Annotated in this window: 24 protein-coding genes; 14 read left to right on the forward strand and 10 right to left on the reverse strand. The window is 73.2% G+C overall.

Annotation, left to right across the window (positions count from 1 at the left end):
• Positions 1–3 precede the first annotated feature (3 nt).
• Together COUCH_RS20130 and COUCH_RS20135 are read left to right on the forward strand one after the other, a co-directional pair.
• Positions 4–1,395 carry an APC family permease gene (locus tag COUCH_RS20130; RefSeq protein WP_249606727.1) on the forward strand — a complete coding sequence of 464 codons (1,392 nt, stop codon included), beginning with the start codon at positions 4–6 and terminating at the stop codon, positions 1,393–1,395.
• Positions 1,392–2,414: an acetamidase/formamidase family protein gene (locus COUCH_RS20135; protein WP_249606728.1), complete on the forward strand. Its 1,023-nt coding sequence runs from the start codon at positions 1,392–1,394 to the stop codon at positions 2,412–2,414. Before COUCH_RS20130 ends, COUCH_RS20135 begins: the two co-directional genes overlap by 4 nt.
• Here COUCH_RS20135 and COUCH_RS20140 read toward each other — a convergent pair.
• From COUCH_RS20140 to COUCH_RS20165, 6 genes are all read right to left on the reverse strand, one after another.
• Positions 2,392–3,993: an OmpA family protein gene (locus COUCH_RS20140; RefSeq protein WP_249606729.1), complete on the reverse strand. Its 1,602-nt coding sequence runs from the start codon at positions 3,991–3,993 to the stop codon at positions 2,392–2,394. The two genes, COUCH_RS20135 and COUCH_RS20140, sit on opposite strands and share 23 nt — an antisense overlap.
• Positions 3,994–4,181: 188 nt before the next feature.
• Positions 4,182–4,574 (reverse strand): DUF805 domain-containing protein, encoded by a 393-nt coding sequence (locus COUCH_RS20145; RefSeq protein ID WP_249606730.1) that lies wholly within the window; start codon positions 4,572–4,574, stop codon positions 4,182–4,184.
• A gap of 351 nt (positions 4,575–4,925) precedes the next feature.
• Positions 4,926–6,056: a flotillin family protein gene (locus COUCH_RS20150; protein ID WP_249606731.1), complete on the reverse strand. Its 1,131-nt coding sequence runs from the start codon at positions 6,054–6,056 to the stop codon at positions 4,926–4,928.
• 27 nt (positions 6,057–6,083) lie between these two features.
• Positions 6,084–6,323 (reverse strand): hypothetical protein, encoded by a 240-nt coding sequence (locus tag COUCH_RS20155; protein ID WP_249606732.1) that lies wholly within the window; start codon positions 6,321–6,323, stop codon positions 6,084–6,086.
• A gap of 873 nt (positions 6,324–7,196) precedes the next feature.
• Positions 7,197–8,207: a sugar phosphate isomerase/epimerase family protein gene (locus tag COUCH_RS20160; RefSeq protein WP_249606733.1), complete on the reverse strand. Its 1,011-nt coding sequence runs from the start codon at positions 8,205–8,207 to the stop codon at positions 7,197–7,199.
• Positions 8,208–8,220: 13 nt separating this feature from the next.
• Positions 8,221–9,387 (reverse strand): Gfo/Idh/MocA family protein, encoded by a 1,167-nt coding sequence (locus tag COUCH_RS20165; RefSeq protein ID WP_249606734.1) that lies wholly within the window; start codon positions 9,385–9,387, stop codon positions 8,221–8,223.
• A gap of 108 nt (positions 9,388–9,495) precedes the next feature.
• Here COUCH_RS20165 and COUCH_RS20170 point away from each other — a divergent pair, with 108 nt between their 5' ends.
• Entirely contained in the window at positions 9,496–10,491 is a 996-nt protein-coding gene (locus tag COUCH_RS20170; protein ID WP_249606735.1) for a LacI family DNA-binding transcriptional regulator, read from the forward strand.
• A gap of 126 nt (positions 10,492–10,617) precedes the next feature.
• Here the strand turns inward: COUCH_RS20170 and COUCH_RS20175 are convergent, their stop codons facing one another.
• The 4 genes from COUCH_RS20175 to paaI form a co-directional block, all read right to left on the reverse strand.
• Entirely contained in the window at positions 10,618–10,926 is a 309-nt protein-coding gene (locus tag COUCH_RS20175; RefSeq protein WP_249606736.1) for a hypothetical protein, read from the reverse strand.
• A 328-nt stretch (positions 10,927–11,254) separates the two neighbouring features.
• Positions 11,255–12,562 (reverse strand): phenylacetate--CoA ligase PaaK, encoded by a 1,308-nt coding sequence (gene paaK, locus COUCH_RS20180; RefSeq protein ID WP_249606737.1) that lies wholly within the window; start codon positions 12,560–12,562, stop codon positions 11,255–11,257.
• A 12-nt stretch (positions 12,563–12,574) separates the two neighbouring features.
• Positions 12,575–13,126 (reverse strand): TetR/AcrR family transcriptional regulator, encoded by a 552-nt coding sequence (locus COUCH_RS20185; protein WP_249606738.1) that lies wholly within the window; start codon positions 13,124–13,126, stop codon positions 12,575–12,577.
• A gap of 137 nt (positions 13,127–13,263) precedes the next feature.
• The gene (gene paaI, locus COUCH_RS20190; RefSeq protein ID WP_249606739.1) at positions 13,264–13,668 is read right to left on the reverse strand and encodes a hydroxyphenylacetyl-CoA thioesterase PaaI; all 405 of its coding nucleotides are present in this window, start codon (positions 13,666–13,668) and stop codon (positions 13,264–13,266) included.
• Between the two features lie 74 nt (positions 13,669–13,742).
• Between paaI and paaN the strand changes: the two genes are divergently transcribed.
• The 11 genes from paaN (at position 13,743) to COUCH_RS20245 (ending at position 25,026) form a co-directional block, all read left to right on the forward strand.
• On the forward strand, positions 13,743–15,431 hold the full coding sequence (gene paaN / locus COUCH_RS20195) for a phenylacetic acid degradation protein PaaN (RefSeq protein WP_249606740.1): 1,689 nt from the start codon (positions 13,743–13,745) through the stop codon (positions 15,429–15,431).
• The gene (locus tag COUCH_RS20200; RefSeq protein WP_249606741.1) at positions 15,424–16,602 is read left to right on the forward strand and encodes a thiolase family protein; all 1,179 of its coding nucleotides are present in this window, start codon (positions 15,424–15,426) and stop codon (positions 16,600–16,602) included. Before paaN ends, COUCH_RS20200 begins: the two co-directional genes overlap by 8 nt.
• Positions 16,602–17,336, forward strand: coding sequence for an enoyl-CoA hydratase/isomerase family protein (locus COUCH_RS20205; RefSeq protein ID WP_249606742.1), 735 nt, complete (start codon positions 16,602–16,604; stop codon positions 17,334–17,336). Before COUCH_RS20200 ends, COUCH_RS20205 begins: the two co-directional genes overlap by 1 nt.
• Positions 17,333–18,175, forward strand: coding sequence for a 3-hydroxyacyl-CoA dehydrogenase family protein (locus COUCH_RS20210; protein ID WP_249606743.1), 843 nt, complete (start codon positions 17,333–17,335; stop codon positions 18,173–18,175). Before COUCH_RS20205 ends, COUCH_RS20210 begins: the two co-directional genes overlap by 4 nt.
• The gene (paaA, locus tag COUCH_RS20215) at positions 18,172–19,098 is read left to right on the forward strand and encodes a 1,2-phenylacetyl-CoA epoxidase subunit PaaA (protein WP_249606744.1); all 927 of its coding nucleotides are present in this window, start codon (positions 18,172–18,174) and stop codon (positions 19,096–19,098) included. Before COUCH_RS20210 ends, paaA begins: the two co-directional genes overlap by 4 nt.
• An 83-nt stretch (positions 19,099–19,181) precedes the next feature.
• Positions 19,182–19,481, forward strand: coding sequence for a 1,2-phenylacetyl-CoA epoxidase subunit PaaB (gene paaB / locus COUCH_RS20220; protein ID WP_249606745.1), 300 nt, complete (start codon positions 19,182–19,184; stop codon positions 19,479–19,481).
• 10 nt (positions 19,482–19,491) lie between these two features.
• A complete protein-coding gene (gene paaC / locus COUCH_RS20225; RefSeq protein ID WP_249606746.1) occupies positions 19,492–20,361 on the forward strand; it encodes a 1,2-phenylacetyl-CoA epoxidase subunit PaaC in 870 nt (289 codons plus the stop codon).
• Positions 20,355–20,846 carry a 1,2-phenylacetyl-CoA epoxidase subunit PaaD gene (paaD, locus tag COUCH_RS20230; protein ID WP_249606747.1) on the forward strand — a complete coding sequence of 164 codons (492 nt, stop codon included), beginning with the start codon at positions 20,355–20,357 and terminating at the stop codon, positions 20,844–20,846. Before paaC ends, paaD begins: the two co-directional genes overlap by 7 nt.
• 1 nt (position 20,847) lies before the next feature.
• Complete coding sequence (gene paaE, locus COUCH_RS20235) at positions 20,848–21,906, forward strand: 1,2-phenylacetyl-CoA epoxidase subunit PaaE (protein WP_249606748.1); 1,059 nt, start codon at positions 20,848–20,850, stop codon at positions 21,904–21,906.
• A gap of 116 nt (positions 21,907–22,022) precedes the next feature.
• Positions 22,023–22,721 (forward strand): cutinase family protein, encoded by a 699-nt coding sequence (locus COUCH_RS20240; RefSeq protein WP_249606749.1) that lies wholly within the window; start codon positions 22,023–22,025, stop codon positions 22,719–22,721.
• Between the two features lie 91 nt (positions 22,722–22,812).
• The gene (locus COUCH_RS20245) at positions 22,813–25,026 is read left to right on the forward strand and encodes a putative bifunctional diguanylate cyclase/phosphodiesterase (RefSeq protein WP_249606750.1); all 2,214 of its coding nucleotides are present in this window, start codon (positions 22,813–22,815) and stop codon (positions 25,024–25,026) included.
• The last annotated feature ends 33 nt before the right edge of the window (positions 25,027–25,059 follow it).

The following is a 25,059-nucleotide window of genomic DNA, read 5'->3' on the forward strand; positions in this document are numbered from 1 at the left end:
GCCATGCCCCAGCCCCCCGACGCCGCCGGCGTGGAGCAGTTCGGCTACCGCCAGGAGCTCAGCCGCTCGCTCGGCTTCGCCGACCTGCTCATCTACGGGCTCATCTTCATGGTGCCCATCGCGCCGTTCGGCATCTTCGGCAGCGTCTACACCGGGTCCGGGGGCATGGTGGCCCTCGCGTACGTGATCGGCATGGTCGCGATGATGGCCACCGCGCTCTCGTACGCCCAGATGGTCCGCGCCTTCCCGATGGCCGGCTCGGTCTACAGCTACGCCGGGCGGGGCATCGCCCCGCCGGTGGGGTTCCTCGCCGGCTGGGTCATCCTGCTCGACTACGTGCTCGTGCCCGGCCTGCTCTACCTGGTCGCCAGCGTCGCGATGCACTCGCTGGTCCCGGCGATCCCGGTGGCCGTGTGGCTGGCCGCGTTCGTGCTGCTCAACACCGTGGTGAACTATCTCGGCATCCAGATGACCGCGCGGGTCAACCGGGTCATGCTGGTCGCCGAGCTGATCGTGCTGGCGATCTTCCTGGTGGTCGCCGTCGTGGCGCTCGCCTCCGGCAAGGGCTCCGGCTTCTCGCTCAGCCCGCTCTACAACTCGGACACGTTCTCGTGGTCGGTCGTGTTCGGCGCGGTGTCCGTCGCGGTGCTGTCGTTCCTCGGCTTCGACGGGATCTCCATGCTGGCCGAGGAGAGCCGCGAGGACGCCCGCCGGATCGGCCGCGCCATGGTGGCCGCGCTGCTGCTGGCGGGCACCCTGTTCGTCGTGCAGACGTGGGTCGCGGCGCTGCTCGTACCCGATGCCGCCAAGCTGCTGGCCGACGGCGACCCGGACGGCACCGCCTTCTACGACGCGGCACGGGCCGCCGGCGGCGGCTGGCTCGCCGGCCTCACCGCGCTGGCCACCGCCATCGCGTGGGGCTTCGCCAACTCACTGGTCGCGCAGGCGGCGACCAGCCGTCTGCTGTACGCGATGGCCCGCGACGGCCAGATGCCACGCTTCCTCGCCCGGATCAACGAACGCCACAAGGTGCCGGCCAACGCCACCCTGCTCGTCGCCGCGCTGTCGCTGGCGCTCGGCCTCTACACCGCGAGCCGCGACGACGGCATCTCCCTGCTGTCCACGCTGGTGAACTTCGGCGCGATGACCGCGTTCCTCGCGCTGCACGTCGCGGTCGTGGTCCACTACGTCGTGCGCCAGGGCAGCCGCGACTGGCTGCGGCACCTCGTGGTGCCGGCCGCCGGGTTCCTGATCCTGCTGTACGTGGTGATCAACGCGAACATCGCGGCCCAGATCCTCGGCTTCGTCTGGCTGGGCATCGGCGTGATCGTGCTGATCATCCTGTACGCGACGGGCCGGCGTCCCGAGCGTCTCCTCGAGAGGATGCACGAATGACCGACGTGCTGACGTACCGTCCCGAGCCGGCCGAGCTGGCGTACACCTTCGGCGGCCGCGAACCGGTACGCCGGGTCGAGCCGGGCACGCTCGTCGAGCTGTACACCGAGGACTGCTTCGGCGGCCGGGTCCGCGACGTCGGAGACCTGCCGTCGGTGATGTGCGAGTTCCCGTACCTGAACCCGGTCACCGGCCCCTTCCACGTCGAGGGCGCCGAGCCGGGCGACACCCTCGCCGTGCACTTCGTCGAGATCGCCCCGGCCCGCGACTGGGCGGTCTCGTCGACGTTCCCGCACTTCGGGGCGCTCACCGGCACGCACACCACGGCCACCCTGCACCCGCCGCTGGACGAGCTGGTCTGGCGCTACGAGGTGGACGCTGCCGCGGGCACGGTCCGCTACCGGGCCCGGCGCGGCGACTACACCGTCGAGCTGCCGCTGGACCCCATGCACGGTACGGCCGGAGTGGCGCCGGCCGCCTTCGAGAGCCGCATGACGATCGTGCCCGACGTGCACGGCGGCAACATGGACACCCCCGAGCTGCGTGCGGGCGTGACGGCGTACTTCGGGGTGAACGTGCCGGGGGCGCAGTTCGCGCTCGGCGACGGGCACTGCCGTCAGGGCCACGGCGAGGTGTGCGGCACCGGCGTCGAGGCGGCGATGAACACCGTGGTGATCCTCGACGTCATCAAGGGGGTGGCCACGCCGACCCCGCGCTTCGAGACCGACACGGCGCTGATGTCGGCCGGCTCGGCGCGGCCGCTCGAGGACGCGTACCGGATGAGCCAGCACGACCTCGTCACCTGGGCCGCTTCGCTGACCGGGCTCGATGTGCTGGACGCGTACCAGCTGCTCAGCCAGGCCGGGGAGGCGCCGGTGGGCAACGTGTGCGACCCCAACTACACGATGCTCGCCAAGGTCGCGAAGCAGTACCTGGGCGCGGCGCGCGCCTACGAGGGGATGCACGAGCGGCTGCGCGCGGCGGGCAGCCGGTATCTCAGCTCACGGGGACGTCGCTGATCCGGAACCTGTCCGGCACGTCGATCGTCACGCTGGTCGTGCCGGGCGCCGGGGCCGGGAACCACAACGCCAGCAGCCGTGAGCCGCCCGGCGGGATCGCCTGGTTCAGCAGCCGGTCGCACAGGCACCGGTGATCGCCCGCCGCCAGCTCGTAGTCCATCGGGTACGCCACCGTGTCGCCCGAGATCATCCGCACCCCCGAGGCGCCGTACGGGGCGTACGGGTCGAACTCGTCGCGGGCCGTGAACACGCCCTGGCCCAGGTAGTCGAGGATCGTCGCGTCGTCGTCCCCCGCGTTGCGTGCCATGAGGTCCAGTTGCAGGAAGCTCCCGCGTACCGTCGCTGATCCCGGTGTGAACCGGACCGTGCCGCGGTGCAGCGGGAGGGTGACCTGAACGCCGTCGCGGGCGGTGCCGCGGGCGCCCTTCGTGCCCGGGAGCGGGGCTTGCTTCGCCGGCCCGGCGGGCTTTTCGCCGGGCTGCTGCGACGCTGTCCCGGTGGGTTGTTCGCCGGGCTGTTGTGACGCTTTACCGGCGGGCTCCTCGCCGGGCTTTCCGGCGGCGCGGAAGCTCACGGTCACGCGGCGGTTGCGGGCGCGGCCGGCGGCCGAGTCGTTCGGCGCGACCGGCTGGGTCTCACCCTTGGCCGCGACCGTTTTCGGCCACTGCCGGTCGGGCAGCCGCCCGCGCAGCGCCGCCGCGACCGCCTCGGCCCGCTGCCGCGACAGGCGCTGATTGTGGTCGGCGCTACCGGTGTCGTCCGTGTGCCCGGTGATCGTCAACGGACCCGCACCGGCGGCCGCGATGTCGGCGACGGCCGCGGTCACCGTGGTCGCCGCCGCGGGCGTCAGGCGGGCACTGTCGACCCGGAACAGCACATCGGTGTCCAGATCAAGATCAACCCGGTCGGGGGTACGCCGGGTGCGCAGCCCGACGTCCAGCCGATCGGTGTACGCGCTCAGCCCCGCGACCCGCGCCGTGGCACCCTCCAGGTCCAGCGCGTCCACCCCCTCCGCGGGAGCCGGCACGGGACCGTCGACGACCGGCACGTCGGCGAACACTCCCGCGTACGGCAGCATCACCGACAGCCGGTCCGCCGTGCCGGCAACCCCGCCGAAGGCGGCCTGCAACATAGTGGTCTCCCCGGCGCCGGCCCGCACCGAACCGCTGCACACGCAGTCCCCGCCCGGCGACTCGGCAACCAGGTGCACCCGTCGCGACCGCTCGTCCACGAGCCGCCCACCGGCGAACGACAGCGACTGATCGCCCGAGAAGTGCCGGCTCACCACGGTGGACCCCCGCCCACGGGCGATCTGATCCACCCGCGTACGGACACTGAGCACGACGGTGTCGCCCGAGCGCACCAACGGCTCCACGGTCAGGGTCACCCGGTCGCCGCCGGCGTCGACGGTCCGGCTCTGCTCCCCACCGGCCGCGCCCACCGGCCCGCCGGCGCCACCGGGGCTCGCGCCGCCGGAGACTCCCGCGCCCGGCGAGGCCGTACGGGCCGGCGGTCCACTGTCGCAGCCTGCGGCGACGACGAGGGTGCCGGCGAGCACGGCTGCCATGAGTCGCCTCATGCCGTACCTCCTCGTTCTCGCCCGCACCCGCAGCTTAGGCAATCCGATGCCATGACCGCCGCGGCGTCGCCGCGCCCCACCTGATCGCACCGGGCGGCCGTCACGGCTGGCGTGGCTGCAGCCGGGATGCTGATGCGGCGCGCTGCCGTGCGGGCGGCCGGGACCGGGGCCCGCACGGCGCCGGATGCTCAGCGTGGGTCGGGGCCGTACTTGTTGGGGCCGTCGTTGCTGTCGAGGAGCGTCATGATGAGCACGGCGAAGCCGCCGAGCGGGAGGATGCCCAGAAGCTGCCACCAGCCGCTCAGGCCGGCATCGTGCAGCCGCCGGCAGGTGACCGCCAGGGTGGGCAGGAACACGACCAGGATGAAGACGGCGACCAGGATGCCCAGGGTGGCGTTGCTGCCGTCGGAGTCGCCGAGCAGGAAGCCGACCGCGATGAGCGCGAGGTAGATGACGGCGTTGAAGAGGGTGAACCACCAGTACTCGGCGCGGCGTGCCCGGCCGCTGAAGGTGGCGTACTTGCGGTAGCAGCCTGCCCAGTAGCCCAGCGGTCCCACGCTGGGCCGGGAGTCGACGGTCACGGATGTCCTCCTTGATGGTGCGGGAGCGGCCGATCTTAGAGAGTGATCGAAGCTGCCGCTGCCCCGTTCCGGGGAGGGCCGGTACGCGGTGAGGCTGAGGCGAGGGCCATGACGCCACCCACCCCTCAGCCTCGCTCCCTGCCGGCGGTAATGCCCTGGGCGTGGCCGGTGACGTCCAGGGCGTGGTTTTTTCGAGCGCGACCGCGGCCGGCGGCGCCCGCGTGTGGCGGCAGCAGCTGCGGCACCCACGCGTGTCGGCCGCGGCCGCGTTACCCACGTGTGCCGGTCACCGCCGCGGCACCCACACGTGGCCGCCGCGGTCGCGGCGGCCGCGCGTGGGCCGGGCCGATCTCAGGCGGCCGGGTGCGTCTCGACCCGGTTGCCGTTGAGCGCCGCGACGTCCGTGCCGGCCGGGGTGGCGCGCAGGCCCGCGCGGATCGTCTCGAGCATCGCGGTGCCCTGGGCCGCCAGCGAGGCCACGACACTGTTCAGCCCCTCGGCGCCGTCGAGCACGGTGACGTTGGCTCCCTGCAAACCCTGCGCCGCCGCCTGGAGGAGCTCGGGGAGCTGCTGGATGACCATCTGGTCCAGGGCGATCCGGTCCTGCGCGGCGGCCGCCTCCGCGGACAATTTGGTGGCGTCGGCCTGCGCGCGGGCCAGGGTCCGGATCCGCTCGGCCTCGGCCTCGGCGGGCCGGACCACCTCGGCGATGAGCTCGGCCTGGCGCAGCTCGGCGTTCTTCTGCGCCACGAGCGACCGCTCGACCAGGACGTCCTGTTGGGCCCGGGCGGCGGCCAGGGGGCCGGCCTGAGCGGCGGTCTGCTGGGCCTGGTCGATCTCCGCCTGGTACTGCGCCCGCGCGATCGCCGTCTGCCGCGCGTACTCCGCTTGGAACCGGGCGCTTTCCTGCTGGGCCATCGCGCTGGCCTGGTCGGCCGCGGCCTGGGCGATCGCAGCGTCCTGGTTGACCTTGGCCTGGTGCGGCGCGGCCAGCGCGCGGATGTACCCGACGCCCTTGTCGTCGATGCTGCTGATCTGCAGGGAGTCGACGGCCAGGCCGATCCGCGCCATCTCGGTCTTGCTGGCGTCGACGATCGCGTCGGCCAGCGTCTGCTGCTCCCGGATGATCGCCTCGACCGTCATGCTGCCGATGATGCTGCGCAGGTGGCCGCTGAAGATCCGGCCGACCAGGGTGGGCATCTGCCGCTGGTCACCCTGGAACCGGCGCGCCGCGGCGGCGATGGACTCGTGGTCGTCGCCGACCTTGAACGCGATGACGGCCTGCACGGCGAGGGTCAGGCCCTGCTTGGTGTAGCAGTCCTCGACCACCTCCGCCTCCTGCATCGCGAGGGTGAGGCGGGTGGCCTTGGAGATGATGGGCGCGACGAAGACCCCGTGCCCCGTGACGATCTTGAACGGCAACGCGTCCGCCCCACGCTGCTTCCGACCACTGATCAGAAGCGCCTCGTTGGGGGCGGGCACCCGATAACCGAACACGTTAGAGCCCTTCTAGGACGCCCCGGGCGGAGCCGCCCGCGGCACAGGCGGCCATGACTCGACGTCGACCTGACGCGCGCCACGGTTGTTGATGACGAGGACCTCCGTGCCGGCCGCCAGGGCCGTCGGGGCGTACCCGAGGTAGTAGTGCGCGATCCCGTCCACCACCACCCGGACCTCACCGGGAAGATCGCCGCCGCGGATCCCGGTGCACACGGTCCCGACCTTGCCGACCACCGTCTGCCTCGCCACCGCTGCATTGTGCGCCTCCGGCGCCAGCGGCGGACACCCGGCTGCCGTTCAGCGCACCGTGCGCGTTCCACGTACCTGCCGGCAGCACGATCTGGCTGTCCGCAGCAGTGCTGCCCGTGGCCTGCCAGGGCAGACTGACCAGCCCGGCTGCCTGCTCGTCCGTGAGTTGCGGGAGGGCGGCGAGCGTGGCCGTCTCGCGCGGCACCGGGGGAGGGGCGCGAGGCCCGCACCCGGCGACGACAACAGGCAGATGGTCAACGCGGCAGCGCCTGCCTTGACACGCGACAGGACAACTCCCGTCATGACCGTTGTGACGAGGGCGACTCGCCGCCGGTTTCGTGGTCTGTCCCGGAGCCGGCAGAACGGCCGATGCACGCGCGCCGCATACCGACCGGGTGGCCGGCGACCGAGCGTCGGCCCGGCCACCAGCTGCCGGCCTGGCCACCGGCCACCGCCCACCGGCCCGGCCTTCGGCCCACTGCCCACCGGCCCGGCCACCAGCTGCCGGCCTGGCCACCGGCCGGCCATCGGCCCACCGACCTCATCCCGCTCGTCTGTCGGCGCAGGTTTGCTCGCCGAGCGGCTGTGGGGCGGTCGTTGCAGGTTCTGCCGTGGAGCGGGGCCGGGCGGCCGGTGGAGGTTCTACCCGTGGAAGGGGGTGGGCGGCCGGTGGAGGTTCTGCCCGTGGAGCGGGGCGTGGGACGGCCGGTGCAGGTTCAGCCCGTCGAGCGGCCGGCGCAGGGCCGGTTGGTCAGGTGGCCGCGGGGCGCTTCATCCGGCTCGCACCAATCGCGCCCCGCATTCCCACCGTCCGCATCCATCACGCCTGCAGCTGCCGCGTCTGTATCCGGCACCCTCGTGCGGCTTACCGGCTCAGTTTCGCACCCCCGCCTGCTCCGCCGCGGCCAGCAGGTTCTCCGCGGCCATCCGCAGACCTTCGACCTGGCCGTACGCCTGGTCCTCGTGTTCGATGTTCACCGCAATATCCGGATCCACCCGGTGCAACGCGCGCAGGAACGGCGCCCAGAAGTCTTCGACGTCGTGGCCTCGCCCGACTGCCACGAACTCCCAGGCCGGGCTCGTGGGCCACTGGTTGAGGGTGTTGCGGCCGCCGAGACCGACGGGGTTGCGGTCGGCGGGCGTACGGGTGAAGCGGTCGTCGAGGACGCCGTGGAGTTTGGCGTTGTCGGCGTTGATGCGGGTGTCCTTGGCCGCCGCGTGGAAGACGAGGTCGCCCAGGTGGTCGACGCAGGCGACCGGGTCCATGCCCTGCCAGAAGAGGTGGCTCGGGTCCATCTCGGCGCCGATGTGGGTGGCGTTGGTCTGTTCGACCAGGCGGCGCAGGGTGGCCGGGTTGAAGACGAGGTTGTGCGGGTGCATCTCGATGCAGATCTTCACGTCGGCGGCGGCCGCGCGGGCGTTGATGTCCTTCCAGAACGGTACGGCGACCTGCTGCCACTGGTAGTCGAGGATGTCGAGGAACTGGCTGTCCCACGGGTTGACGATCCAGTTGGCCGTCGTGTCGCCGGGGTGGCCCTGCGGGAGACCCGACATGGTGACCACCCGCCGCACGCCCAGCGCGGCGGCGACGTCGATGGCGCGGTGCAGGTCGGCGGCGTGCTGGGGGCCGACCAGCGGGTCGGGGTTGAGCGGGTTGCCGTTGACGTTGAGGCCGGTCAGCGTGATGCCGGCCTGGGCGAAGCGGCCGAGGTAGTCCTCGCGGGCGCCCGCGCTGGCGAGCAGGTCGTCGATGGGCAGATGCGGTGCGGGCACGAAGCCGCCGGCGTTGATCTCCGCGCCGGTCAGCCCCAGCTCGCCGAGGATCTTGAGGGTTTCGTCGAGGGAACGGTCGTGCAGGCAGGCGGTGTACGCGCCGAGTCTCATGGGTGTGCGCCTCTCAGAGCTGGACGGGCTTGTCGGTGGCGGCGACGACGGCCTCGAGCACCTGCAGGTTGTGCAGGCCGTGGGCCATGTCGGGACAGGGCGGCAGCGCGTCGTCGCCGGCGATCTGGCCGAGGAAGGCGCGGGCCTGGTGGACGAAGAAGTCGTTCTGGCCGTGCCCGACCGTGGGGAAGTCCATGGGCAGGCCGCGGGCCACGTACGGATGCCAGGGCCCGATGAACACCTGCCGCGCCCCGTTGACCGGCTCGGCGGGGGTGCCGTCGACGATGCTGAACTCGGCGGGCCGCGTCATGTCGAACGAGGCGCTGCCGTTCTCGCAGAACAGGTCGACCCGCAACGTGTTGGCGTGCCCGTAAGCCACCCGAGACAGCGAGAAGGTGCCCAGCGTGTCGCCCTCGTACGCCGCGGTGAACGTACAGATGTCCTCGTTCTCCACCGGGACCCGCTCGTCGCTGAGCCGGACCCCGGCGGCGTGCCCCACCGCGACGCCGAGGGGTTTGGGGCGCGTTTCTATGAGGGTGGTCATGGCGGTGCCCTGCACGCCCGTGGTGGGCCCGCAGAAGAACTCGGCGAGGTCGACGAGGTGGCTGCCGATGTCGGCGAGCACCCCGGAGCCGGGGCCGCCCTGGTAGCGCCAGCTCATCGGGCGTTGCGGGTCGAACCCGTAGTCGGTCCAGTAGTTGCCGGCGATGTGCCGGACGCGGCCGAGGCGGCCGCTGACGACCTCCTCCCGGATGGCGTTGAGGGCGGGGGAGCGGCGGAAGGTGAACCCGACGGCGTTGACGCGGTCGGTGGCCGCGGCGGCGTCCACCATGGCCTGCGCGTCGGCGACGGTGGGGGCGAGCGGTTTCTCGCAGAGGACGTGCTTGCCGGCCGCGAGCGCGGCCTCGGTGATCTCGCGATGCAGGTTGTTGGCGACGGCGACGCTGACCGCGTCGATGCAGGGGTCGTCGACGACGGCGCGCCAGTCGGTCTCGGCGCGCTCGAAACCGTAGCGGCGCGCGGCGTCGGCGGCGAACGGCTCGTGGACGTCGGCGATCGCGGCCAGACGGACGGGCGGGAGCGCGCCGAAGACGGTGGACGCGTTGCGGTAGGCGTTGGCGTGCGCGCGGCCGACCATGCCGGCCCCGATCACCGCCACGCCGATGGACGCAGGGGTCATGCGGACCTCCGAGGGGAGTGGAGTCCGGGCGCTTTTAAAGCGCTTTAATTGCGAGTACTATCCAAGTCGATCTCGATGGATGTCAAGGGTGGGAGCGGAGGTTGCCGGATGGATCAACGGCCCCGGCTGGACGACGTGGCCGCCCGGGTGGGCGTGTCCACGGCGTCGGTCTCGCTGGTGCTGCGCGGCGCGCCCGGCCCGAGCGCCGAGACCCGCCGCCGGGTTCTCGAGGCGGCCGCCGAGCTGGGCTATCGCGCCGATCGCACGGCCAGCATGCTCGCGCGCAGGCGACGGCACCTGCTCGGTGTGATGCTCGACATCCGCAACCCGTTCCACGCCGAGCTGGTCGAGGAGATCCAGGCGGAGGCGGACGGCGTCGGTTACGAGGTGGTGCTGTCCACCCTGACCCGCCACCGCGACGAGGCCCGGGCGGTCGACACCCTGCTCGACTTCCGCTGCGAGGCGGTGCTGCTGCTGGGCCCCGACGTCGCGGACGGCCGGCTCGGCGAGCTGGCCGCGCAGGTGCCCGTGGTGGCGATCGGCCGCCGGGTCGGCGACGACCGCGTCGACGTGGTGCGGTCAGCGGACCACCTCGGCGTGGCGGAGGCGGTCACCCACCTGACCGGTCTCGGGCACCGCCGCATCGCCTTCCTCGACGGCGGGCGCGGCGCGGTGGCGGCCGCGCGCCGCCGCGGCTACCGCGACGCCATGCGCCGCGCCGGCCTGCAGAGCGAGATCACGATCCTGCCAGGGGACCACACCGAGGAGGGCGGCATCCGCGCGGGCCGGCTGCTGGCCGCCGCCACCGACCGCCCGACGGCGGTCGTCGCCAGCAACGACCGCCTCGCCGTCGGCCTCATGGACGCGTTCGTGCGCGCCGGCATACCGGTCCCCGGGGCCATGTCCATCATCGGGTACGACGACAGCACCCTGGCCCGCCTCGCGCACATCGACCTCACCTCGATCAACCAGGACGCCCCGGCCCAGGCGAGATTCGCGGTACGCGCCGCCGTCCAGCGCCTCGACGAGGGCCGCGAGCAGCGTATGGAGATGGTCCTCGACCCGCACCTGGTCGTGCGGGGCAGCACCGCCGCACCGCCATGACCCGGCGGCCACGACCGGATCCGCGCCCCGGGCATCGGTGCCGGCACGGCTGCGCCACGAGCCGGCGCGCCGGGCGTCGGTGGCAGCCGGGCAGCGGCTGATGTGGACCGTCTCGCGCGCCCGGGCCTACGCCGTCGTCCGGCCGCGCAGCCACGCAGCCTTCGCCGCGGCCCGCTCCTCGTCGGCGCCGGCGGCTCGGAGCAGCTCCAGCGCCGGCCAGTAGGCGACCGTCTCGGCCTGCGCCCCCGCGACCACCCGGTGCAGGTAGTCGCCGAGGACGTCACCGAGCACCACGGGGTCCCGGCTGATCGCCCGGAGGGCGGGGAGCGCATCGGCGGGGTCGGCCGCGGGGCCGTCGGCACGCACCCGGTCGACCACCGCCGCCACGCGACCGGCGATCGCACGTTGCGCTTCGCTGAGCTCGGGCTTCTCCATAGAGCGACGGTACGCCGCCGCAGAGCTCCGCCGCGGAGCGCGGACGTGGGGCAGCGGCCTGGGCGCCGATGTGAGACGCCGGCGCGGAGCGTGGACGTGGGGCGACGGCCTGGGCGCCGATGTGGGGCGCCGTCGCGGAGCGCGGACGAGGGGTGGCGGCCCCGGGGGCGCCGATGTGGGGGGCGCCGCCGCGGAACGCCGCCGCGGAACGCCGGCGTGGGTCGCCGACGTGACACGCCGCTGCGGAACGGCGCCGGCGCCGGCGCGGCATGCCGACCGGCTAACGACGGACGCCGGGACAGGATCGCCGCGGGACGGATCGGACCGGTCAGCCCTTCGGCCGCTGGTCCACGATCCGGCGCATCTTGCCCATCGAGCGTTCCACCCCGTCGGGCTCGATCACCTCGACCGCCACGCTCACCCCGACCGTGTTCTTCACGAGCGTGGCCAGCTGCCGTCCTGCCTCCTGCGCCGCCTCGGGCGCGACCCCATGCCGCCGTTCCACCTTCACCGTCAGCTCGTCGAGCCGTCCCGACCGGGCGAGGACACACTGGAAATGCGGGGACAGCGCGGGCGTACGGACGATGAGCTCTTCGATCTGGGTGGGGAACACGTTGACCCCGCGCAGGATGATCATGTCGTCCGTGCGGCCGGTGATCTTCTCGATGCGGCGCATCGGGCGGGCCGTGCCGGGCAGGAGCCGGGTCAGGTCGCGGGTGCGGTAGCGGACGACCGGCATGGCCTCCTTGGTCAGGGAGGTGAAGACGAGCTCGCCGAGTTCGCCGTCCGGGAGGACCTCGCCGGTGAGCGGGTCGATGATCTCGGGGAGGAAGTGGTCCTCCCAGACGTGCAGGCCGTCCTTGGTCTCCACGCACTCCATCGCCACGCCGGGGCCCATCACCTCGGACAGGCCGTAGATGTCCACCGCGTGCAGGTCCACCTCCTGCTCGATCTCCGCGCGCAGTTCCTGCGTCCACGGTTCGGCGCCGAAGATGCCCACCGCGAGCGACGTGGCCCGCGGGTCCACGCCCTGGCGGCGCATCTCGTCGACGATCGCGAGCATGTAGCTGGGTGTCACCATGATGATGTCCGGTTCGAAGTCCTTGATCAGCATGACCTGGCGTTCCGTCATGCCGCCGGACACCGGGATCACGGTGCAGCCGAGCTCCTCCGCGCCGTAGTGGGCTCCCAGCCCGCCGGTGAACAGCCCGTACCCGTAGGCGACGTGGACCCGGTCGCCGGGCCGGCCGCCGGCCGCGCGGATGGAGCGGGCCATCAGGCGGGCCCAGGTGCGGACGTCCTCGAGCGTGTAGCCGACGACCGTCGGGCGGCCGGTCGTCCCGGACGACGCGTGCAGGCGCGCGATCCGGTCGCGGGGCACGGCGAACATGCCGTACGGGTAGTTGGCCCGCAGCACCGCCTTGTCGGTGAACGGGAACGTCGCCAGGTCGCCGAGCTCGCGCAGGTCGTCGGGGTGGACCTGGTGTTCCTCGAACATCTTCCGGTACGGCGCCACGTTGTCGTACGCGTGCCGCAGCGACCACTTCAGCCGCTGGAGCTGCAGCTCGCGCAGCTCGTCGACCGAGGCGCGTTCGACGGGTTCGAGGTCGGCCGGGCGAGGGGAGCGGTCCTGCATCGTCGTTCTCCTTTAGGCGGGCCTCGTACGCAGGCCGTCGAAGGCGATCGCGGTCACCGTGGCGGCCAGCTCGGCCGCACCGCCGCGGGAGGGGCTGTACCACTCGATGAGCGAGTTGACCATGCCGAAGAGCAGGCGGGCGGCGATGGCGGGGTCCACGTCGGCGCGGATCGAGCCCTCCGCCTGGGCCTGCTTGACCAGCGTGGTGACCTCCTGGTCGAAGAGGCGGCGGCGTTCGAGCGCCTCGAGTTCCCCGTCGGTGTTGCCGCGTACGCGCAGCAGCAGCGTCACGTACGGGAGCCGTTCGGCCAGCACGAGCACGCTGAGCCGGATCAGCGACTCGAGCCGCTCGAGCGCGCTGGCGGGTGTCAGGTCGCGTACCCGGGTCATCGCCTCGTCGAGGCCGTCGAGGGCGTGCCCGACCGCCAGCCGCAGCAGCTCCTCCTTGCCGCGGACGTGGTGGTAGATGCTCGATTTGGTGATCTTCAGCCGCCGCGCGAGGTCGTCCATGCTGGTCGCGTCGTAGCCGCGCTCGTTGAACAGGAGCACCGCGGCGGTGAGCACGGCGTCCAGGTCATGTCCCGGGCGGCCGCGCCGCCCGCGGCCGGCAGGCTGACCCGGGCCGGCAGGCTGACCCGGGCCGGCGGGCTGGGCGGGGGCGGCGGGCTGGGAAGGGCCGGCGGGCTGTGCGGGGGCGGCGGTCACGCGGGCCGGCCCGGGCTGATCATGCGGCTGCGGCCCCGGAACTCGGCCACCACGTCGCCGTCGCGGGTGACGGTGACGTCGTAGATGCCGCTGCGCCCGCTGCTCGAGCGTTCGGTGGCGCGGGCCTCCAGCACGTCGCCCTCGGCGGCCGGTCGCAGGAACGTCACGTCCGCGCCCGCCGCCACGGTGACCGGGCCGTGGCTGTTGCAGGCGCAGGCGAAGGCCGTGTCGGCGAGCAGGAACACGTACCCGCCGTGGGCCATGCCGTGCCCGTTCACCATCTCCGCGGTGACCGTCATGCGGACCGTCGCGGCGCCCTCGCCTGCGGAGATCAGGTCGATCCCCAGCTGCTGGGACGCCGTGTCGCGGGCGAACATCTCGTGGGCCGCCGTATGTGCCATGCAGAACCTCGGGTCTTGATAACCGACCGAACGGACGGTAGACAATAGCTACACCCAATCGCAAAGGAGCGCCGGTGACAAGCCCCGCCGAGTTCTACGAGACGCACCGCGACCTGCTGGACCGGGCGATCGAGGCCGCCGCGACGCGCGATCACTGGTCGGCGTACCCGGAGTCGCCGAGCAAGTCCGTCTACGGCGAGCAGGCCGCCCCCGCCGGTGAGCAGGCGTTCCAGGCGCTGCTCGGCAAGGACTTCCCGATCGAGGTGCCCGGCGCGACCACGAGCGTGGCGACCGAGCGCTCGCCGTACGGGATCGAGATGGGCATCCGCTACCCCAAGGGTGAGCCGGGCGACCTGGCCGCCGCCGCCCGCGCCGCGACGCCGGGCTGGCGGGCCGTGGGCCCGCACGCTCGCGCGGGCGTCGCCGCCGAGATCCTGCGGCGGGTCAACGCGCGCATCTTCGAGATGGCGCACGCCGTGCAGCACACCAGCGGGCAGGCGTTCGTCATGGCGTTCCAGGCCGGCGGCGCGCACGCGCAGGACCGCGGGCTGGAGGCCGTCGCGGTCGCGCTGGCCGAGCAGACCCGCATCCCCGCCACCGCCACCTGGGCCAAGCCGCAGCGCGGCGGCGACCCGCTGCGGCTGAGCAAGACCAGCACGCCCGTCGGCCGCGGCGTGGCGCTGGTGATCGGCTGCAACACGTTCCCGACCTGGAACAGCTACCCGGGCCTGTTCGCCAGCCTGGTCACCGGCAACCCGGTGATCGTCAAGCCGCATCCCGGTGCGGTGCTCCCCCTGGCCATCACCGTGCAGGTCGCCCGTGAGGTGCTCACCGAGGCCGGGCTGGACCCGAACCTCGTGACGCTCGCGGTCGAGGAGCGCGGCGACGGCATCGCCGCCACCCTCGCCACCCACCCGGACGTGCGCATCGTCGACTTCACCGGCTCGAGCGAGTTCGGCAACTGGCTGGAGGCCAACGCCCGCCAGGCCGTCGTCTACACCGAGAAGGCCGGCCTGAACACCGTCGTCGTCGACTCCACCGACGACTACCGCGGCATGCTGCGCAACCTCGCATTCTCGTTGTCGCTCTACAGCGGGCAGATGTGCACGACCCCGCAGAACCTGCTCGTGCCCGCCGGCGGCATCGAGACCGACGCCGGCCGCAAGAGCCCCGCCGAGTTCGGGGCCGAGCTCGCCGCCGCGGTCGACAAGCTGCTCGGCGACCCGAAGCGCGCCGCCGGCACGCTCGGCGCGATCGTCAACGACGGCGTGCTGGCCCGGCTCACCGAGGCCGGCTCGCTGCCGGGCGTGCTGCACCCGTCCGCCGAGGTCGCCGACGAGCAGTTCCCCGGCGCCACGATCCGTACGCCGGTGATCGCCCGTCTCGACGCCTCGGACGAGAAGACGTACACGCGGGAGTGGTTCGGGCCGGTGTCGTTCGTCATCACCACCGAGTCCACCGGGCACAGCCTGCGCCTGTTCACCGAGACGGTGCGTCACCACGGCGCGCTGACCGCGTCGGTGTACTCGACCTCCGAGGACGTCCTCGCCGCGGCGCGGGAGGCCGCCCTGGACGCCGGGGTGCACCTCTCGCAGAACCTCACGGGCGGCGTCTTCGTCAACCAGACCGCCGCGTTCAGCGACCTGCACGGCACCGGCGCCAACCCCGCCGCGACGGCCTCGCTGACGGATCCGGCGTACGTGACCGGCCGGTTCTTCACCCTGCAGTCGCGCCACCACGTCAGCGAGGAGAGCAATGCCTGAGGCGTACCTGGTCGGTGGCGTCCGTACCCCGCAGGGCAAGTACGGCGGCGCGCTCGCCGGCGTCCGTCCCGACGACCTGGCCGCGCTCGTCGTGGGCGAGGCCGTCCGGCGGGCCGGCGTGCCCGGGGAGTCGATCGACGAGGTCGTGCTAGGCGCCGCCAACCAGGCCGGCGAGGACAACCGCAACGTCGCGCGGATGGCGGCGCTGCTGTCCGGCCTGCCCGAGACCGTGCCCGGCTACACGGTCAACCGGCTGTGCGCCAGCGGCCTGACCGCGATCATCTCCGCCTCCCGGGCGATCCGCTGCGGCGAGGCCGACGTCGTGGTGGCCGGCGGCGTCGAGTCGATGACCCGGGCGCCGTGGGTGATGGCCAAGCCCGGCACCCCGTGGGCGCGTCCCGGCGAGGTCGTGGACAGCTCGCTCGGCTGGCGCTTCACCAACCCGAGGTTCAGCGCGAAGCAGACGCTGTCGATGGGCGAGACGGCCGAGGAGGTCGCGGCCCTCGACGGCATCACCCGTGAGGACAGCGACGCGTTCGCCCTGCGCAGCCACGAGCGGGCCGTCGCCGCGATCGACGCCGGCCGCTTCGACGCCGAGATCGTGCCGGTCGCCGTCAAGGACGGCGAGGTCACCCGCGACGAGGGGCCGCGCCGCGGCGGCAGCCTGGAGAAGCTCGCAAAGCTCAGGACCGTGTTCCGCGACGGCGGCATCGTCACCGCCGGGTCGTCGTCGCCGCTGTCGGACGGCGCGGCCGCCGTCGTGGTCGCCAGCGGCGAGGCCGTCGAACGGTACGGCCTGACGCCGCGCGCCCGCATCGTCGTGGGCGCCGGCGCCGGCGTGGAGCCGCACGTCATGGGCCTCGGGCCGGTACCGGCGACCGAGAAGGCCCTGGCCCGGGCCGGCTGGCAGGCCGGCGACCTCGACGCGGTGGAGCTCAACGAGGCCTTCGCCGCGCAGTCGCTCGCGGTGATCCGCCGGCTCAAGCTCGACGAGGAGCGGGTCAACGCCGACGGCGGCGCGATCGCGCTCGGGCACCCGCTGGGCTGCTCCGGCGCCCGGCTCACGGTGACGCTGCTGGGCCGCATGGAGCGCGAGAACGCCCGCCGCGGCCTGGCCACCCTGTGCGTCGGCGTGGGGCAGGGCGTGTCGATGCTGGTGGAGCGCGTCTGATGGGAGCCACTCTCGCGGTCGAGGAGCACGCCGACCGGGTGGTCGTCACGCTGCGGCGCCCCGAGGCCCGCAACGCGATCAACGCGGCCATGATCCGTGAGCTGCACGAGGTCTGCGCGGACCTGGAGGAGCGCCCGCGGCTGCTGCTGATCACCGGCGCCGAGGGCACCTTCGCCGCCGGCGCGGACATCGGCGAACTCCGCGAACGTGGCCGTGACCAGGCGTTGCAGGGCATCAACAGCCGGCTGTTCGACCGGGTCGCCCGGCTGCCGCTGCCCACGGTCGCGGCGGTCGACGGGTACGCGCTCGGCGGCGGCGCGGAGCTCGCGTACGCCTGCGACGTGCGGCTGGCCTCGCCCGCGGCGGTGTTCGGCAACCCGGAGCCGGGACTGGGCATCCTCGCGGCGGCCGGCGCGTGCTGGCGGCTGCGGGAGCTCGTGGGCGCCTCGGTCGCCAAGCAGGTGCTCCTCGCGGGACGCCGGCTCGACGCGGACGACGCGTACCGGTTCGGGCTGGTCGCCGAGGTCGTGCCGGCGGCCGAGCTGCTCAAGCGGGCGCACGCGCTGCTCGACCGGATGGCCCGCTCGGGTCCGCTGGCGTTGCGGCTGACCAAGCTGGTCGCCGACGCGCCCGGCGGTCACCCGGTCACCGACGACCTCGCGCAGGCCGTGCTCTTCGAGTCCGAGGACAAGCGGTCGCGGATGGACGCGTTCCTGGCGGGTGAGCGGCGATGACCGGCGTACCGAAGCGGGTGGGTGTCATCGGCGGCGGCCGGATGGGCGCCGGCATCGCCCAGGTCTTCGCCACGGCCGGCGCGGTCGTGACGGTCGTCGAGCCGGACCGCGCCGCCGCTCGCGAGCGGGTCGCGACCGGCCTCCGGCGTGCCGCCGAGCGCGGCAAACTGGCCGAGGACCCCGCTGCCGTCCTGGAGCGGATCGAGCTGACCGGTGAGCTCCCGGCCGATGCCGGGCTGGTGGTCGAGGCGGTCCCCGAGGACCCGGCGCTGAAGACGAGCGTGCTCGCGGCCGCCGAGAAGGTCGTCGGCGAGGACGCGGTGCTCGCCACGAACACCAGCTCGCTGTCGATCGCCGGTCTCGCCGAGGGCCTGCGGCGGCCCGGGCGGTTCGTAGGCATGCACTTCTTCAACCCGGTGCCCGCCAGCGATCTCGTCGAGATCGTCGCCGGCCCGCAGACCGGCCGGGCCGTCCGGGACGCCGCGGCCGGGTGGGCGGGCGCGCTGGGCAAGACCGCGATCGTCGTACGGGACTCGCCCGGCTTCGCCACCAGCCGCCTGGGCGTCCTGCTCGGGCTGGAGGCGATCCGCATGCTCGAGGAGGGCGTGGCCGACGCCGAGTCCATCGACCGCGCGATGGAGCTGGGCTACCGGCACCCGATGGGCCCGCTGCGCTCGACCGACCTGGTCGGACTCGACGTACGGCTGGCCATCGCCGAGCACCTGCACCGTGAGCTCGGCGACCGGTTCGCCCCGCCGCGGCTGCTCCGGGACAAGGTCGCGCGCGGCGAGCTCGGCCGCAAGAGCGGGCAGGGCTTCTACTCCTGGGAGGCGTCATGACCGGCGAAGAGGTCTTCACCGAGACCATCGCGAAGGACCAGCGGATCGAGCCGCGGGACTGGATGCCGGACGGCTACCGCAGGACGATGATCCGGCAGATCGCCCAGCACGCGCACTCCGAGATCATCGGCATGCAGCCGGAGGGGGAGTGGATCACCCGGGCGCCGTCGCTGCGGCGCAAGGCGATCCTGCTCGCCAAGGTGCAGGACGAGGCCGGCCACGGGCTCTACCTGTACTCGGCCGCCGAGACGCTCGGCGCGGACCGCGGGGACCTGACCCGCCGGCTCATCGAGGGCCGGCAGAAGTACTCGTCGATCTTCAACTATCCGACGCTGTCCTTCGCCGACGTGGGCGTCATCGGCTGGCTCGTCGACGGCGCGGCGATCTGCAACCAGGTGCCGCTGTGCCGCAGCTCCTTCGGCCCGTACGCGCGAGCCATGATCCGCATCTGCAAGGAGGAGTCGTTCCACCAGCGGCAGGGCTACGAACTGCTGCTGACCATGATGGGCGGCACCCCGGCGCAGCGGGAGATGGTCCAGGACGCGGTGAACCGGTGGTGGTGGCCGTCGCTGATGATGTTCGGCCCGCCCGACGACCGCTCGCCCAACTCGGCGCAGTCGATGGCCTGGAAGATCAAGCGGCACAGCAACGACGAGCTGCGCCAGCGCTTCGTCGACATGACGGTGCCGCAGGCCGGGGCGCTCGGCGTGACCCTGCCCGACCCATCGCTTGCCTGGAACGCCGACCGCGGGCATTACGACTTCGGCACGCCGGACTGGGCCGAGCTGTCCCGGGTGATCTCGGGCGACGGGCCGTGCAACGCCCAGCGCATCGAGCGCCGGCGCCGGGCGGACGAGGACGGCGCCTGGGTCCGCGAAGCCGCGGCCGCCCACGCCGCGAAGCAGATGGGAGTCCCGGCGTGAGCGACCGCACCGAACCTCTCAGGCCAGCGGATGGCGACGGCCGTGACGGTGAGGGCCAGGAGGGCACGCCAAGGAGGCACAGCGTGAGTGAGCAGGAGATCCGGCACGAGTGGCCGCTGTTCGAGGTGTTCGTCCGCGCCAAGCGGGGCCTCAACCACGTGCACGTCGGCTCGCTGCGCGCGGCGGACCACCGCATGGCCCTGCTGCACGCGCGTGATCTCTACACGCGGCGTAACGAGGGCGTCAGCATCTGGGTGGTGCGTTCCGACGACGTGGCCGCGTCCGGCCCGGACGAGAAGGAGGCCTTCTTCGCGCCGAGCGGCGACAAGGCGTACCGGCACCCGACGTACTACTCCATTCCCGACTCCGTACCGCACATCTGAGGCGGCCACCATGAGCTTCGACGCGGCCTACGAGGCGCTGACCGACCACGACGACGACGCGCGGTGGGCGTACGGCACCGGCTTCACCGACCCGCTGGCCGGGGTGGACACCGCGGTGCCGCCCGGCGTGCCGGCCGGGGAGCTGGCCGCGTACTGCCTGATGCTGGGCGACGACGCGCTGATCATGTCGCACCGGCTGCAGCAGTGGGTGACCCGCGCTCCCGAGCTCGAGGACGAGCTCGCCATCGCCAACATCGCCCTGGACCTGCTCGGGCAGGCCCGGTTGCTGCTCAGCCGCGCCGCCGAGGTGGAGGGTGCCGGGCGCGACGAGGACGCGCTGGCATACCTGCGCGGCGAGACCGAGTTCCGCAACGTACGCCTGGCCGAGCTCGCCGACGCCGACTTCGCCCACCTGGTCGCCCGGCTGCTCGCCTTCTCGGCCTGGCGACTCGCCCTGCTGGACCGGCTGACCGCCTCGGCGGACCCGGTGCTGGCGGCCGTGGCGGCCAAGGGCGTCAAGGAGGTGACGTACCACCGGGACTACGCGGCGCAGTGGGTGGTGCGCCTGGGCGACGGCACGCCGGTGTCCCACGAGCGCATGCAGGCCGCGGTCGACGCGGTGCTGCCGCTGACCGCCGAGCTGTTCGCCGGTTCCGACGTCGAGCGCCGCCTGGCCGGCGTCGGCGTGGCGGTGGAGCCGTCCACGCTGCGCGAGGAGGTCGGCGCGGTGTGGGAGCAGGTGCTGCCGGCAGCCACGCTGCAACCGGCACCCGTGCCCGCGAGCGCGCCCGGCCGGGAGGCCGGGCATACGGAGGCGCTGGCGGGGATCCTCGCCGAGCTGCAGGCGGTGGCGCGGTCGACGCCGGGAGGCGTGTGGTGACGGCCGCCGCGGTCGCCGCGCGGGTCACCGACCCGGAGCTGCCCCTGCTGACCCTCGCCGACCTCGGCATCCTGCGCGAGGTGGAGGAGCGCCCCGACGGGATCGTCGTGACCGTCACGCCGACGTACTCCGGGTGCCCGGCGATGCAGACGATCCGCGACGACCTGGTCCGCGCCCTGGGCGAGGCCGGCTATCCGCGCGTCGAGGTACGCACCGCGCTGAGCCCCGCCTGGACGACCGACTGGATCACCGAGGCGGGCCGGGCCAAGCTCGCCGCGGCGGGCATCTCGCCGCCCGGTCCGGCGCCGCGCCGCCCGTCCGGCCCGGTGCCGCTCACCCTGGGGGCGCCGCGGCGCGACGTCGCCTGCCCGCACTGCGGGAACGCGGCGACGGAGGAGATCGCCGCGTTCAGCGCGACGGCGTGCCGCTCGCTGCGCCGCTGCCCGGCCTGCCGGGAGCCGTTCGAGCACGTGAAGGAGATCTGACGTGGTGGTCCGCGAGTTTCACCCGCTGCGGGTCGCCGCCGTCGAACGGCTCTGCGCCGACGCCGTGGCGGTGACCTTCGACGTCCCCGGCGAGCTGGCCGGCCGGTACGCGTTCCGCCCCGGCCAGGCGCTGACGGTCCGGCGGACGGCGGACGGCTCGGACGAGCGCCGCACGTACTCGATCTGCTCGCCGGCCGGGACCGCCCCGCGCATCGGCGTCCGCGAGGTCCCCGGCGGCGTGGTGTCGTCGTGGCTCGTGCACGACGTGCGCCCGGGCGACGAGATCGAGGTCGCCCCGCCCACCGGATCGTTCACGCCGGACCTGCAGTCGGGCGGCCGGCACGTGCTCATCGCGGCCGGCTCGGGGATCACCCCGGTGCTGTCGATCGCCGCGTCGCTGCTGCAGGGCCCGAAGGCGGCCGTCAGCATCCTGTACGGCAACCGCCGCGCCGACACGGTCATGTTCGCCGAGGAGCTCGCCGACCTCAAGGACGCCCATCCGTCCCGGCTGGAGCTGGTGCACCTGCTGTCCCGGGAGGCACGTGAGGTCGAGCTGTTCAACGGCCGGCTCGACGCCGCCAAGCTGCGCGCGCTGCTGCCCGCGCTGATCGACGTGCCGGCCGTGGACCACTGGTGGCTCTGCGGGCCGTACGGGATGGTCAGCGACGCCACCGACGTGCTCGGCGGCTTCGGTGTGCCGGCCGACCGCGTCCACCGCGAGCTGTTCTGGGTGGACGAGGCGCCGCCGGAACCGGTACGCCCCGACCGGCAGGCGTCCGGGCCGGGCAGCGAGGTGACCGTGGTGCTCGACGGCCGGTCGACCACGCTGCCGGTCCTGGCCGATCAGACGATCCTCGAGGGGGCCCAGCTCAGCCGCCCCGACCTGCCGTTCGCCTGCAAGGGCGGGGTGTGCGGCACGTGCCGGGCCAGGGTGGTGGAGGGCGAGGTGACGATGCGCCGGAACTTCGCGCTCGAGCCGGCCGAGGTCGCCGCCGGGTACGTGCTCACCTGCCAGTCCACCCCGGCGGCGCCGAAGGTCGTCATCGACTTCGATGCGTGAGGGTTCACCGGCCGGTTCAATTGTGCACGTGATGTGAAACAACCAACATCCGCCGTCGTCCGAGGCTGTTTCTGCGTACCGGGTGCAGGAAGTGTCGGCTACGAAGGGATGGCGGAATGCGGTTACGCACAGTGCTCACAATCGTCGCGGCGGGGGCGGTCGGCGTCGCCGGTCTCGTGGTGGCGCCCCTGACGTTCGCCGCGCAGGCACCCGGCAACGCCTGCCCCGACGTCGAGATCATCGGGGCCCGGGGCACCACCGAACGGCCCGGGCTCGGCGTGGTGCTGACGCCGCTGGCCCAGCAGATCACCCGCGCGGTGCCGCAGACCGTCCGCACCACCGCGCTGGACTACCCGGCCACCTTCAACTACACGGCCAGCGTCCAGCAGGGCGTCACCGCGCTGGCGGCCGACGTGCGGCGTACCGCGGCGGCGTGCAGGAACACGCGGTTCGTCCTCATGGGCTACTCGCAGGGGGCGAACGTGGTCGGCGACGCCCTCGCCGGGCGCTCGGTGCGCGGCCGGGCGGCGGGGCAGCCGGCCATCCCGGCGAACCTCGCGAGCCGGGTGGCGGCGGTGCTGCTCTTCGGCGACCCGACCTTCACCGCCGGGGAGGACTTCAACATCACCGACGGCACCCGCAACGGCATCCTCAGCCGCGGCGCCGGCCGGCTCGACGCCTTCGCGGGGCGTACCCAGTCGTTCTGCAACCGCAACGACCGGTTCTGCCAGGGCGGTACCAGCCTCGCGGCGCACCTCGACTACGCCAAGTTCCGCGCCGGCGCCACCGGCTTCGTCGCGGACCGCGTGGGGTAGGCGGACGCCGGGCGGGCCACGCCCGGGCCCGCCCGGTCCCACCGGGTGCCGAAAGTCTCACAACCGGCGTGCACCCGCCGATGGACACCGCGTGCAACCCGCCGAGATCGACGACCACACCGCGGAATACTGGGCGCGCCAGCTCCGTATCGGCGCCGCCATCGCCGCCGGTGTGACGCTGCTGGGCACCTTCCGCGTGGCGGTCGACTGGCCCAGCGACCTGCGGTGGTGGGTGCTGCCGCTGCTGGTCGCCGCCGTGGCGCAGCTGGTCGCGTTCCGGCTGCCGTGGAACCGGCTCGTGCGCAGCGAACGGACCCGGCGCTGGCTGGTGCTGTGGTGGGTCGTCGAGCTTCCGGCGGTGTGGCTCTTCGGTGTCACCGACGTCGACGGGCACATGGCCTACATCCCGTGCGTGGTGCTGCTGCTGGTGCTCGCCGCGGCCCTCTACGGCCCGGCCGTCGTGCTCGGCCTCGGCGTCGCCGCACTGGCCGGGTACGCGGTGCTGCTGCCCGCGCAGACCACCGCCGAACCGCTGTCCGTCGTCACGCTCACCGCGATCATGGCGAGTGTCGTGGTGGTGTGCGCGATCAACGCCCAGAGCCGGCGCACCCTCGACGAGCGGCGGCGATCCACGGACCGCCGGACGGAACTGCTGCTCGAGGCGTCCTCCGACGCGGTCTTCGCCATCGACGTGCACAACAAGGTCCGGTACGCGAGCAGCTCCCTGCGGACCATCCTCGGCCGCCGCCCCGCCGAGCTCACCGGGCAGCTGCTCGGGCAGATCATCCACCCCGACGAGATGGCGGCCGCCCGGGACTGGCTGCACGCCCTGTGGGCCGCCCCGGCCGGGCACACCTCGCGGACCGAGGTCCGCATGCTCGCCGCCGACGGCAGCTGGGTCCACCTCGACGTCATCGGCACCAACCGGGTCGACGACCCCGACCTGCGCTCGGCGGTCATCAGCCTGCGTGACATGGGTACGCGCCGAGCCCTCGAGGAGCAGCTGCGCCACCAGGCCTTCACGGACCGCCTCACCGGCCTGCCCAACCGCACGCTGTTCCGCGACCGGCTGGAGGAGGCCGTCGCCGGCCTGCGCGACACCGAGGTCGCGGTGCTGCTCATCGACCTCGACGACTTCAAACTCGTCAACGACGACCTCGGCCACAGCCTCGGCGACGAGCTGCTCACCACGGTCGCCGACCGGCTGCGCCGCGAGATGCGTCCCGGCGACACGCTCGCCCGCCTCGGCGGCGACGAGTTCGCCGTCCTGGTCGAGGACATCGACGAGCCGTCCGCGGTGGCGCTGGCCGAGCGGCTCCTGCGCGCCGCGCGCGAACCGGTCCGGCTCGCCAGCCGCGAGCTCACCTGCTCGCTGAGCATCGGGATCGCCGGCGGCACCCGCGCCGCCGAGCACCTGCTGCGCGACGCCGACCTCGCCATGTACGCCGCCAAGCGGGCCGGGCGCAACGCGTACGCGGTCTTCGACCCGTCCATGTCCCGGTCGGTGCTGGAGGAGGCGCAGCAGCGCGTCGACATGGAACGCGGCCTGGCCGAGGAGCAGTTCATCGTGCACTACCAGCCCGTCGTGGACATGAACACCCAGCGCCTGACCGGCGTGGAGGCGCTCGTCCGCTGGCAGCACCCGCGGGAGGGGCTGCTGGGGCCGTACCGTTTCATCGCGAGCGCCGAGGCCAACGGCCTGATCGTGCCGCTGGGCCGGTGGGTCCTGCGGCAGGCCTGCCGGCAGCTGGCCGCGTGGCGCCACGAGACGCCGGAGGCGGCGAACCTGCGGATGAACGTCAACCTGTCGGCCCGGCAGTTCCAGGACGACGGCCTGGTCGCCGACGTGGCCGCGGCCATCGCCGACGCCGGCATCCCGGCCGGCGCGCTCACCCTGGAGATCACCGAGTCGATGCTGATGGAGGACGTCGCGGCCGCGATCGACACCCTCGGCGCGCTGCGCGGCCTCGGCGTCCGCCTCGCCATCGACGACTTCGGCACCGGCTACAGCTCGCTCAACTACCTCAAGCAGCTGCCCGTCGACATCATCAAGATCGACCGTACGTTCGTGGAGCAGGTCGACACCGACGCGGACGACGTGGCGCTGGTGGACGCGGTGGTGGGCCTCGGGCAGGCGCTGCGCCTGCAGACGGTCGCCGAGGGGATCGAGACCGACGAGCAGTGGCTGCGGCTCCGGCAGATCGGCTGCGACCAGGGCCAGGGCTACCTCTTCGGCCGCCCCGGGGCCCCGTCCGCCGTCACCGAGATGCTGGCCCGCCAGGCGGTCGCCGACGCCGTACGCTAGCCGACGCCCGGTGGTGGCGGCGGGCCGCCGGGC

Source organism: Couchioplanes caeruleus (genome assembly GCF_023499255.1).
GTDB classification, from domain to species: domain Bacteria; phylum Actinomycetota; class Actinomycetes; order Mycobacteriales; family Micromonosporaceae; genus Actinoplanes; species Actinoplanes caeruleus_A.

Coding starts and splice junctions, on each gene's coding strand:
- COUCH_RS20130 (WP_249606727.1), top strand. CDS start 4: ATGCCCCAGCCCCCCGACGCCGCCGGCGTGGAGCAGTTCGGCTACCGC.
- COUCH_RS20135 (WP_249606728.1), top strand. CDS start 1,392: ATGACCGACGTGCTGACGTACCGTCCCGAGCCGGCCGAGCTGGCGTAC.
- COUCH_RS20140 (WP_249606729.1), bottom strand. CDS start 3,993: ATGAGGCGACTCATGGCAGCCGTGCTCGCCGGCACCCTCGTCGTCGCC.
- COUCH_RS20160 (WP_249606733.1), bottom strand. CDS start 8,207: ATGAGACTCGGCGCGTACACCGCCTGCCTGCACGACCGTTCCCTCGAC.
- COUCH_RS20165 (WP_249606734.1), bottom strand. CDS start 9,387: ATGACCCCTGCGTCCATCGGCGTGGCGGTGATCGGGGCCGGCATGGTC.
- COUCH_RS20170 (WP_249606735.1), top strand. CDS start 9,496: ATGGATCAACGGCCCCGGCTGGACGACGTGGCCGCCCGGGTGGGCGTG.
- COUCH_RS20175 (WP_249606736.1), bottom strand. CDS start 10,926: ATGGAGAAGCCCGAGCTCAGCGAAGCGCAACGTGCGATCGCCGGTCGC.
- paaK (WP_249606737.1), bottom strand. CDS start 12,562: ATGCAGGACCGCTCCCCTCGCCCGGCCGACCTCGAACCCGTCGAACGC.
- paaI (WP_249606739.1), bottom strand. CDS start 13,668: ATGGCACATACGGCGGCCCACGAGATGTTCGCCCGCGACACGGCGTCC.
- COUCH_RS20200 (WP_249606741.1), top strand. CDS start 15,424: ATGCCTGAGGCGTACCTGGTCGGTGGCGTCCGTACCCCGCAGGGCAAG.
- COUCH_RS20205 (WP_249606742.1), top strand. CDS start 16,602: ATGGGAGCCACTCTCGCGGTCGAGGAGCACGCCGACCGGGTGGTCGTC.
- COUCH_RS20210 (WP_249606743.1), top strand. CDS start 17,333: ATGACCGGCGTACCGAAGCGGGTGGGTGTCATCGGCGGCGGCCGGATG.
- paaA (WP_249606744.1), top strand. CDS start 18,172: ATGACCGGCGAAGAGGTCTTCACCGAGACCATCGCGAAGGACCAGCGG.
- paaC (WP_249606746.1), top strand. CDS start 19,492: ATGAGCTTCGACGCGGCCTACGAGGCGCTGACCGACCACGACGACGAC.
- COUCH_RS20240 (WP_249606749.1), top strand. CDS start 22,023: ATGCGGTTACGCACAGTGCTCACAATCGTCGCGGCGGGGGCGGTCGGC.